The sequence below is a fragment of the Pontibacter sp. E15-1 genome (assembly GCF_022601975.1).
GTDB lineage: Bacteria > Bacteroidota > Bacteroidia > Cytophagales > Hymenobacteraceae > Pontibacter.
Genome location: NZ_JAKVIR010000005.1, coordinates 204,039 through 215,313, shown reverse-complemented (window position 1 = coordinate 215,313; position 11,275 = coordinate 204,039). Strand labels below are relative to the sequence as shown.

Annotated in this window: 5 protein-coding genes; all 5 read left to right on the top strand. The window is 56.6% G+C overall.

Annotated features, from left to right (window positions below; translation table 11 throughout):
- The first annotated feature begins 118 nt into the window (after window positions 1-118).
- The 5 genes from MKJ04_RS05345 (at window position 119) to MKJ04_RS05325 (ending at window position 11,250) form a co-directional block, all read left to right on the top strand.
- Window positions 119-2,947, top strand: a complete 2,829-nt coding sequence (locus MKJ04_RS05345; RefSeq protein WP_241639977.1) for an alpha-amylase family glycosyl hydrolase — start codon at window positions 119-121, stop codon at window positions 2,945-2,947.
- A gap of 124 nt (window positions 2,948-3,071) precedes the next feature.
- A complete protein-coding gene (locus MKJ04_RS05340; RefSeq protein WP_241639975.1) occupies window positions 3,072-5,666 on the top strand; it encodes a cellulase family glycosylhydrolase in 2,595 nt (864 codons plus the stop codon).
- A gap of 50 nt (window positions 5,667-5,716) precedes the next feature.
- Complete coding sequence (locus MKJ04_RS05335; protein WP_241639973.1) at window positions 5,717-8,110, top strand: glycoside hydrolase family 2 protein; 2,394 nt, start codon at window positions 5,717-5,719, stop codon at window positions 8,108-8,110.
- A gap of 68 nt (window positions 8,111-8,178) precedes the next feature.
- A complete protein-coding gene (locus MKJ04_RS05330) occupies window positions 8,179-9,777 on the top strand; it encodes an alpha-amylase family glycosyl hydrolase (protein ID WP_241639971.1) in 1,599 nt (532 codons plus the stop codon).
- 324 nt (window positions 9,778-10,101) lie between these two features.
- Entirely contained in the window at window positions 10,102-11,250 is a 1,149-nt protein-coding gene (locus tag MKJ04_RS05325; RefSeq protein WP_241639969.1) for a galactokinase, read from the top strand.
- Window positions 11,251-11,275 lie beyond the last annotated feature (25 nt).

Below are 11,275 nucleotides of genomic sequence, written 5' to 3'. Positions count from 1 at the left end.
TTCACCCCTAGAAAGGGATATTCTTAGCTGAAGCAGTCTCTTCTAATATAGACCCCGGCCTTGTACAGATGAGGACCGCCCTACAATTGACAACGCTAACTTAAGAACAACGGTGCTTATGAATACTTTTACGCGTACAAAATCCAGTTTGCTGCTGCTTTTCCTGACCTGTTTCTGCCTGAATGCCCTGGGCCAGGTGGTTACCACGGTGCCCGCCTTCCCAACGGCAGACAGGGAGGTAACCCTGACTTTTGATGTTTCGAAATCGACGGACGGGCGTGCCAAAGGGTTGCTGGGAAAAACAAACGATGTATACCTTTGGTCTGGTGCGGGCTCTACCGAAACGGGTGAGGCCTTTGAGTACCAGCCCGCTGGGCAGACCGCCTTCAACCTGCCTTTCGAAAAAGGGAAAATGACCTCGCTGGGCAACAACCGCTGGCAGATTACGCTGGTGCCACGGGAGTATTTTGGCGTGCCCGCCGGTACCCCCATCCGCCGCCTGGGCCTGCTGCTGAAGAACGGAAACGGCACGGCGCAGACCGAGGATCTTTTCGTGCGGGTATACCCCGACGAGCTGACAGCAGTGTTCACCCAGCCTTCGGAATCCTTCCTTTTCACGGCGCCCAACGCGTCCATACCGGTGCAGGCCTCTTCATCGGCATCCGCCATCCTCACCCTCAAACTGAACAACACCGTGGTGGCGACGGAAACCGATAAGCAAGCGCTGAGTTATACCCTCAACGCGGGCGCAGTGGCAGGCAACCGCCATACCCTGGTGTTTGAGGCAAAGACCGCCACCGAAACCTCCCGCGACACGCTCTACGTTCTGGTAGAGCCGACACCGACTGTGGCCGCCCTGCCCGCCGGTATGAAAGACGGCATCAACTATATCAGCCCGACCGAGGTGCTGCTGTCGCTGTACGCGCCGGACAAAAACTTCGTGTACGCCATCGGGGAGTTTAACAAGTGGGTACCATCACCGGAGTACCTCCTGAACCGCACGCCCGACGGGAACCGCTACTGGATCAGGCTGCAAAATTTGCCCGCCGGCAAGGAGATCGCCTACCAGTACTTCGTGGACGGCACCATCGCCGTGGCCGACCCATACGCCGAGAAAATCCTCGACCCCAACAACGACAAGTACCTGACCAACGCCAACTACCCCAACCTGAAGCCATACCCGACAGCCGCCTCCGGCATTGTGTCGGTGCTGCAGACCAACCAGCAACCTTATACCTGGAAGGTGACGAACTTTGAGCGCCCTGCGGTGGAGAGCCTAGTGGTCTATGAGCTGCTGGTGCGCGACTTTGTGGCGACACGTAACTACAAGACCCTTGCCGATACGCTGTCTTACCTGAAGAGCCTGAACATCAATGCCATTGAGCTGATGCCGATCATGGAGTTTTCGGGTAACGATTCCTGGGGGTATAACCCCATCTTCTATTTTGCTCCGGACAAAGCCTATGGCACCGCCGAAGACCTGAAAGCCTTTATTGACGCCTGCCACCAGGCCGGAATCGCCGTGATCCTGGACATGGTGCTGAACCAGGCCGACTACGAATTTCCGTACGTGCGCCTCTACTGGGACGAAAGCCAGGGAAGGCCAGCCGCGAACAGCCCCTTCTTCAACCCCAAGGCCACGCACCCTTTTAGCGTGTTCTTCGACTTTAACCACGAGAGCCCGGCCACCAAGGCTTTTGTAGAGCGCGTGGCCAAGTTCTGGCTCGAGGAGTATAAGTTCGACGGCTACCGCTTCGACCTTTCGAAAGGCTTTACCCAGAACAACTCCGGCGACAACGTGGGCCAGTGGAGTGCTTACGACCCAAGCCGCGTGGCCATCTGGAAAACCATTTATGACGAGATCCGGGAGGCGGACCCAACCGCCTATGTGATTTTGGAGCACTTTGCCGATAACCGCGAGGAGAAGGAGCTGTCTGACTACGGCATGCTGTTCTGGGGCAACCTGAACTACGATTTTCGCTCGCTTGCCAAAGGAGATGAGGCCAACCCGCAGTGGATTTCCTACAAGCAGCGCGGCTGGCAGAAGCCGCATGTGGTAGGCTATATCGAGAGCCACGACGAGGAAAGGCTGGTGTATGACGTGAAGCAAAACGGGCGTTCCTCCGCAGGCTACGATACCCGCAACCTGACCACAGCCCTGAACAGGGCGAAACTGGCCGCTGCCTTTGGGCTAACCGTACCGGGACCGAAACTGCTCTGGCAGTTTGGCGAGCTGGGGTATGACGTGTCGATAGAGGAGAACGGCCGAACCGGCGCCAAGCCGTTGCATTGGGAATACCAGAACGATCTGGAGCGGAAGAAACTCTACGACGTGTACGCTGCCCTGATCAAGCTGAAAACCACACAACCCGCTTTCAGCACCGCCGACTTTACGCTGGCCTACGATGGTTTGGTGAAGCGCCTCACCCTGCGCGGCAACGACATGACGGTGTTTATGATCGGCAACTTCGATGTGAAGGGACAGATCCCGGTCGCCAACTTCCCGGCCACAGGCACCTGGTACGACTATTTCACGGGGGATGAGGTGAACGTGACCGTGGCCGACGAAAGCATCGCGCTGCTGCCGGGCGAGTTCAGGTTGTTCACCTCTGTTCAGTTGCCAGCCCCGAAAGCCAACCTGCTGCCCTGGCAGCGCGTGGTGCTGGATGCCGAAGAGGAACTGGCAGATATCCGCTCGTTGATGGTATACCCCAACCCGATCCAGCCGATCACCCGCATCGAACTAACCAACAGCTACCGTGGCATGGTGCAGCTAAAGGTGCTGGACGTGACGGGCCGCGTGCTGCGTGCTGAGAAGGTGATGAAAGCGCAGCAAACGCTGCTGGAGTCGCTGGACCTGCAGCAACTGGCAAACGGCCTGTATTACCTGCAGGTAGAGCAGGGCGGTCAGAAGAGTGTCCGGAAAATGGTGAAACTCGCGCAGTAACGGAGTGTCCTGTGGCAGGTTGCCGCAGGGCAGTCCAAAATCTATACAGTACTAACTTTAACCTTTTATACCGGATCCCGTGCCTTGTGTGCAGTACATGAGGCGCGGGATTTTTTAAAAAACTATGGCTTATTCCAAAATACCTTTCAGCAGGCTGGCCTTTTTACTCGTGTTCTGCTTCGTTTCGTTTACCGCCTATAGCCAGCAAAAGCAGGGTATATATGTAGACAAGCAGGGCGTGATGCGCTGGCAGAAGGATAACAAAGAGGCGAACTTCTTCGGCGTGAATTATACCGTGCCCTTCGCCTACGGCTACCGCTCGCACAAAGCCCTGAACGTGGATCTGGAGAAGGCCATAGACCAGGATGTATACCACTTCGCCCGCCTGGGCTTCGATGCCTTCCGGGTGCATGTATGGGACACCGAGATCTCGGACTCCGTGGGCAATCTGCTCGACAACGAGCACCTGCGCCTGTTCGATTACCTGGTGGCGAAACTGAAAGAGCGCAACATCAAAATACTCGTGACACCCATCGCTTACTGGGGAGCCGGATACCCGGAGCCGGATACCAAAACGGCGGGCTTCTCGAGCATTTACAACAAGCAGCAGGCCGTGACGGAGGAGAAGGCCTTTGTGGCGCAGGAGCGTTACCTGGAGCAGTTCTTCAAGCACGTAAACCCCTATACCAAACTTACCTACCAGAACGACCCCGACATCATCGCCGCCGAGATCAACAACGAGCCCAAGCACAGCGGGCCCAAGGCGCGCGCCACCGAGTACGTGAACCGCATGGTAAAGGCAGCTCGCGGCGCAGGCTGGACCAAGCCGCTTTTCTACAACATCAGCGAGTCGCCGACCTATGCCGACGCCGTGGCGAAGTCCAACATCGACGGGGTGAGCTTCCAGTGGTACCCGACCGGCCTGGTGGCAAACCGCACCCTGAAAGGCAATTACCTGCCCCACGTAGACCAGTACCATATTCCGTTTGACACCACGGCCGCATACGCTGGCAAGGCCCGCATGGTATATGAGTTCGATGCCGGGGATGTGCTGCAGTCGGTGATGTACCCGGCCATGGCGCGCAGTTTCCGCGGCGCCGGTTTCCAGTGGGCCACGCAGTTTGCCTACGACCCCATGGCGACCGCCTACGGCAACACCGAATACCAGACGCATTACCTGAACCTGGCCTATACCCCCTCCAAGGCCGTGAGCATGATGATTGCCTCCGAGGCGTTCCATACCCTGCCACGCGGCAAAAAATATGGCGCATACCCCCAGGACTCTATCTTTGATGTGTTCCGTTTGAGCTACAAGCAGGACCTGAGCGAGATGAACGCGCCGCAGAAGTTCTACTATTCCAACTCCACCAAAACAAAACCGGCCAAAATGAGCAGGCTGGAGCACATTGCCGGCGTAGGAAGCTCGCCGGTGGCAACTTATACCGGCACGGGTGCCTACTTCCTCGACAAACTAGCCAACGGCACCTGGCGATTGGAGGTCATGCCCGATGCCATACACGTCCGGGACCCGTTTGCCAAAGCCTCTCCTGATAAAACCGTGACCCGCATTGCCTGGGGCACGCACCCGATGCAACTCAACCTGCCGGACCTGGGCAATGGCTTCCGGGTACAGGGTATAAATGAGGGGAACACCTACCAGGCAACTGCCGAAGGAAGCTCCTTTCAGATACAGCCGGGAACCTACCTGATCACAAAAAAGACGAACGGCGCAGACAAATGGCTGAATGCAGGCGCAGGTGTCGGGGCGATAAAGCTGCGTGAGTTTGTGGCCCCGAAAGCGCGCACCAGCGAGGTATACGTATCGCACGCGCCTTACACGGAAGCGGCCCCTGGCAAACCCCTTACCCTGACTGCCAAGATCGTGGGCCTAGCGGCCGATGCAAAGGTGAGCCTGGTGGCAAGCAACCTGGCAGGAGGGTATAAAACTGTTCCGATGACGCAGGCGACACCTTATACCTACCAGGCGCAGCTGCCCGCCGATTTCATGACGCCGGGCGTGTTCCGTTACCGGATCGTGACCGAGACAGCAGGAGGCGAGTTCGTGACGTTTCCGGGGAACCACAAAGGCAGCCCGTGGGCCTGGGACTATGTAGCCGATGACACCTGGCAAACCTTTGTCGCCTCCGAAAAAGGAAACCTGGAACTGTTCAACGCCACCCACGACCAGGACGTTTTTGTATACCCCAACCTGTGGCGCGAAGACGAGCGGCAGTTCCTGACCGGGGAGAAGCCTGGCCAATTGGCGCTCCGGCTAGTGGCAAAAAAACTTCCTGAGGAGGGCGTGATGGGCTTCCAGTATTATTTCGGTGATAAAGTGGCTGGCCGCCTTGCCGACCTGCCAGCCTATGACAGGCTGGTGATCCGGGCGCGCACGACAAGTGCAGCCCCGGTGCAGGCAAAAGTTGCCCTGATCACAGACGATGCCGCTGGCTATGCTGCCCCTGTCACCCTGACGGATACTTACCAGGATATTGAGGTTCCGTTAAGCAGCCTGCAGCCCGCGGCCTATATGCTGTTGCCACGCCCATACCCCGGCTTTCATCCTTTCTGGTTTAAACCGGGCAAGGCGGCGGCCTTTAACATCGGCAACGCCGAGAGGTTTGAGATGACAATAGGCAAGGGGGATGCGCAGGCGGATACCCAAGCCCCATATACCCTCGAAATAGAGGCTGTTTGGTTAGAGAAAACGAACAAATAGATTTAAACCATACCATACCCCACCAACTGATGTTCAGAAATTTTGCTTGTATGATAGGTCTGTGCGTGCTGGCCGTTGCCTGCCAGACGCCACAGAAAAGCCCTGCCGAAAGTCCGCAGGCCCAACTGCCCACGATAGAAAACTTTAACAACGGCTGGCAGTTTGTGCGCGACGTGGATACCACCAATGCCGGCAGCCGCCTGTCCGACACGGGTATGGGGCAGGAGCAGTGGGAGCAGGTATCATTGCCGCACACGGCGCGGCTTGAGGCCATCGAAAAGACGGAGCAGCAGTGGCAGGGCCAGGCGTTCTATCGCAAGAGCTTCCATGTGCCCGCCTCCGATAAGGGCCGCCATGTGGCGGTGCAGTTTGAGGCCGCCATGCAGGTAGCAGATGTATACCTCAACGGCGAGCATATTTTTCAGCACCTGGGCGGCTACCTGCCGTTTTACATCGACCTGTCCGATAAGGTAAAGTTTGGGGAGGAAAACACGCTGCTTGTGAAGCTTGACAACACCGACAACCCGGTGGTACCGCCCGGAAAGCCAATCGCCGACTTGGACTTTAATTACTACAGCGGCCTGTACCGCAACGCCTATTTCATCACAAAAGACAAACTCTACATCTCCGACCCGATTGCCGCCAACCGTGTGGCCGGAGGGGGCGTGCTGCTCCACTACGACGCGGTAAGCGCCGAAAAAGCCACCTTATCGGTGCAGACAGAGATCAAAAACGACCACCCTAAGGCAAAGCGAGCGCAGGTAAGAACTTTGCTGAAAGACAAGCAGGGAAACACGGTGGCCGAGTCGTTGGCGGAGCCGCTGGCAGTGGAGCCCGGTACGTTCGGTACGTTCCAGCAGAAACTCGACATTACAAACCCACAGCTGTGGTCACCGGATGCGCCCTACCTTTATACCCTAACTGTGGAACTGGTGCAGGATGGCCAGGTGATCGATCAGCAGGATATCCGGACAGGCGTTCGCTCCATCAGGTTTGCTGCTGATGGCTTTTACCTGAACGGCGAAAAGCTGTTCCTGAGAGGCACCAACCGCCACCAGGAGTACCCGTATGTGGGCTACGCCATGTCTGACAACGCCCGTTACCGCGACGCCTACAAAATAAAGGAGGCAGGCTTTAACTTCGTGCGCTCTTCCCATTACCCGCAGTCGCCGGCGTTCCTGGATGCCGCCGATGAACTTGGTCTCCTGATCATGGATGCCATACCTGGCTGGCAGTTCTTCGGCAATGAGGCCTACCAGAAAAACAGCCTGCAGGACACGCGGGAGATGGCCCGCCGCGACCGCAACCATGCCTCCGTTATCGCCTGGGAAGCCTCCCTGAACGAGTCGGGTATGAGCAAGCCGTTTATGGATGCCACTCACAAGGCCCTGCACGAGGAACTGCCCTTCGCGGACACCTATACCAGCGGCTGGATGGATTATGCCTACGATATCTTCATCCCTGCCCGCCAGCATGGCAAGGCACCGGACTACTGGAACAAGTACAGCAAAGACAAGCCGCTCTTTATCGCCGAGTATGGCGACTGGGAGTATTATGCGCAAAACGCAGGCTTTAACCAGAAAGAGTATGCCGACCTGACCGAGGAGGCCCGTACCTCGCGCCAGCTGCGTGGAGCCGGTCAGAAACGCCTGTTGCAGCAGGCCCTCAATTACCAGGAGGCCCACAACAGCAACCTGCAGGGCCCGGCAGTGGGCGACGCCAACTGGCTGATGTATGACTACAAGCGCGGCTATGCCCCGGACATCGAGTCTTCGGGCATTATGGACATCGTGCGACTGCCTAAGTTTGCCTACTACTTCTACCAAAGTCAGCAAGGCCCCAACCTGGAGGCGGATGCGGTTTTCGGGAAGCCGATGATCTTTATCGCTAACTTCTGGAACGACCCTGCGCTGAAGACCGTGAAGGTATACAGCAACACCGACGAGGTGGAACTGCAATTGAACGGAAAGACCATTGCCCGCCAGAAACCGGACAAGAACAAAGTATCCACGCACCTGAACCACCCGCCCTTTACGTTTGAGGTGCCGAAGTACGCAGCCGGCACCCTGAGGGCCGTGGGGTATATAAACGGACAGAAGGCAGTGGAAACCCAGCAAAGCACTCCGGGCGCGGCCGCCAAGCTAAAACTGCAGACCGACATCAGCGGGAAAGAGGCGACAGCCGGAACGAATGACCTGCTGTTCGTATATGCGTATATCACCGACGAGAAAGGCAATACCGTACCGGGGAATTCTCAGGAAGTGAACTTTAAAGTAGAGGCTGGTGACGCGGAGATTGTGGCCACGAATACGGTGGCTGCTGAGGCAGGTATCGCAACCATGCTGCTGAAAGTGGGCCAGAAGGCTGGGGAGATCAAGGTTTCCGCCAGCGGCAAAGGACTTACACCCGCTACAACCACGCTGCAGGTGAAAGCCGTGAAGTAACTGTCTTTCGCCGATAAAGCATTCCAACAGCACTAGCCGATTTAACAATCATTTAACCGAAGTATCACATGAAAAAAACCAACCTCTTACACCTGGCACTGGCGGCTTCCCTAGCCTTTTCCACAGGGTGTAGCTCAACCGATACATCCCAGCAGGTCGCTACCGCCCCGGCAACGGCGGTAAGTCAGGAGAAAGCCAGCGAGTGGCCGCGCGGCGTGACCTACGAGATCTTCGTGCAGTCCTTCTGCGACTCAAACGGCGACGGGATCGGCGACATCAAGGGGATGACCTCAAAGCTGGATTACCTGAAAGAGCTGGGGGTGGAGGCGGTATGGCTGATGCCGATGAACCCATCGCCGTCTTACCACAAGTACGACGTGACGGATTACTACGGCATCCACCCGGATTACGGCACGATGGAAGACTACAAGCAGTTTATCGCAGCGGCCCACGAGCGGGGCATCCACGTGGTGATGGACATGGTGCTGAACCACTCGGGCGTGGATCACCCGTGGTTCCAGGACGCCAAGAAGAACCCGAAGAGCCCCTACCGCGACTACTATGTATGGGCGCACAAAGACGACCCGCAGACAAAAGGCGAGGGCAAGGTGACCGGCGGCGACTCCGACAACGTGAACCAGTGGCACAATGTGGAGGGCAGCGACTACCTGTACTACGGCTTCTTTTACGGCGGCATGCCCGACCTGAACTTCGACAGCCCGGCCCTGCGCGAGGAGGTGTATAAGATCGGGAGGTTCTGGCTGAACGAGGTGGGCGTGGACGGCTTCCGCCTGGATGCGGCGCGGCATATCTTCCCGGACGACCGGCCTGATGACAACCACAAGTGGTGGGTAGACTTTAAGCAGGAGATGCAGAAGGCCAAGAAAGATGTATACCTGGTAGGTGAGGTATGGGCACCCGCGGACATCGTGGCCCCCTATACCAAAGGCCTGCCAGCCCTGTTTAACTTCGAGATGAGCTGGGCAATTTTGAAGGCATTGAAGCAGGGAGAGGGCGACTCGCTGGCGATCAAGCATGGCCACATCATGGACTACTATAAAAATGTGAACCCTGACTTTATAGACGCCACTATCCTGAGCAACCACGACCAGAACCGTATCCTGAGCGAACTGAACGGTGACAAAGAGAAAGGCAAAATGGCTGCTGCGTTGCTGCTTACCCTGCCGGGCTCTCCCTATATCTATTATGGCGAGGAGATCGGGATGCTCGGCACCAAGCCAGACCCGCTAATCCGGGAGCCGTTTCTGTGGGATAAAAAAGAGGCCGATGCTTGCCGCACCACCTGGGAGGAGCCTAAGTTCAGCACCGACCAGACCGTGACGCCGGCTGCCCAGCAGTTGCAGGACCCGAACTCGATGCTGAACCACTACAAAACCCTGATCGGCCTGCGCAACCATAGCAACGCGCTGACTTACGGAAGCGTGGAGCCGCTTGACCTGGGCCCAAAAAGTGTCAGCGCCTTCCTCCGGAAGCAGGGAGAAGAGTCCGTTCTGGTGCTGCACAACCTGTCTGACATCGGCGTAACACTTACACTGCCTGCTGATCTGGAGCCGTATCAAAAAGTGATGTTCCAGAGCAAGCCGTTTAGCAGGGGAAAGCAGCAGATAACGTTGCCTGCGAACGGCTCAGTGCTTTTAGTTAAATAACTACAGGACTTTCGCAAAGCTGCCCTTGTTGCGTCTTTTGACCAACAAGTTGTTGGTGAGAACACACAACAACGGCAGCCTGCTTTCGCTCCGTGTTCCGTTTAGATGCGAAAGCCCTGAACTATAGGTATAGCCCGTCAGCTAATTTAATTGGTTGGTTGTCGGGCTATATTCTGACATTGCGCTCTGGGAAAATAGTGTGGTGCTAACGTTTAAAATTCGATGGTTAATGGCGAATTGTGTTAATACATATTAACTTTATCGCTTCATAAAATGGAAAATCTATAATAACGTACTGCAATTGTGGTAGAACAAGATAATACGATGATTAACGAAATAAAGGAAAAGTTTCAGGAGTTGTTTGAGCAAGAGCCAATTGTGGTGCGTTCGCCGGGCAGGGTAAACCTGATCGGGGAGCACACCGACTATAACGAGGGCTTTGTGCTTCCGGCAGCCATCAACAAAGAGATATTTTTTGCCATTGCCCCCAACCAGTCCAACACTTTCCGGGCTTATTCCTTCAACTTAAATGAAAGCGTGGAGTTTGATCTGGATACCATCAAGCCATCCGATACCGACTGGGCCAATTACCTGTTGGGCGTGATCGCGCAGTTCCAGAAGACGGAACACCAGGTGCAGGGCTTCGACCTGGTGTTTGGCGGTAACGTGCCGATCGGGGCGGGGCTTTCCTCGTCGGCGGCGGTGGAATGCGGCCTGGCTTTTGGCCTGAACGAGCTGTTCGGCTTTGGCTTGGATAAGTTTACCCTCGTGCAGATGGCGCAAAAGGCCGAGCATGAGTATGCCGGCGTGATGTGCGGCATCATGGACCAGTTTGCCAGTATGTTCGGCCAGCGCAACCACGCCATCAAACTGGACTGCCGCTCGCTGGAGTATACCTATTACAACCTCGCGATGGAGGAGTATCGCATCGTGCTCTGCGACACGCAGGTAAAGCACTCGCTAGCCTCGTCGGCCTATAACACGCGCCGCCAGGAGTGCGAGACGGGCGTGGCGCTCCTCAAAAAGCACTATCCGGAAGTGAATAGCCTCCGCGACGCAACCCTGGACATGCTGGCCAAACACCAACAGGAGTTCGACCCGACAGTGTACAAGCGCTGCGTTTACGTGGTGAGCGAGAACAACCGCGTGGAAGCCGCCTGTGCCGATTTGGAGAAAGGCGATATGGCCGCATTCGGAGAGCGCATGTACGCCTCGCACGCCGGTTTGCAGCACGACTACGAGGTAAGCTGCCCCGAGTTGGATTATCTGGTGGAGCAGGCGAAGAAGTCTTCGGCTGTGTTGGGTGCCCGCATGATGGGCGGCGGTTTTGGCGGCTGCACCATCAACCTTGTTCGGGTGGATGCCCTCGATGCGTTTGTAAAGCAGATGGAGGATGCGTATACCCAGGAGTTCGGCGTTACGCTTAAAACATATGTCGCTGAGATCGTGGACGGAAGCAGCTTTGCCGCGTAACGTCTGAAACCCGGCCGCCCTTTGC

What these genes read in the sequence shown, in the direction of transcription:
- MKJ04_RS05330 (WP_241639971.1), top strand. Translation starts at nt 8,179, where the DNA reads ATGAAAAAAACCAACCTCTTACACCTGGCACTGGCGGCTTCCCTAGCC.
- MKJ04_RS05335 (WP_241639973.1), top strand. Translation starts at nt 5,717, where the DNA reads ATGATAGGTCTGTGCGTGCTGGCCGTTGCCTGCCAGACGCCACAGAAA.
- MKJ04_RS05325 (WP_241639969.1), top strand. Translation starts at nt 10,102, where the DNA reads ATGATTAACGAAATAAAGGAAAAGTTTCAGGAGTTGTTTGAGCAAGAG.
- MKJ04_RS05340 (WP_241639975.1), top strand. Translation starts at nt 3,072, where the DNA reads ATGGCTTATTCCAAAATACCTTTCAGCAGGCTGGCCTTTTTACTCGTG.
- MKJ04_RS05345 (WP_241639977.1), top strand. Translation starts at nt 119, where the DNA reads ATGAATACTTTTACGCGTACAAAATCCAGTTTGCTGCTGCTTTTCCTG.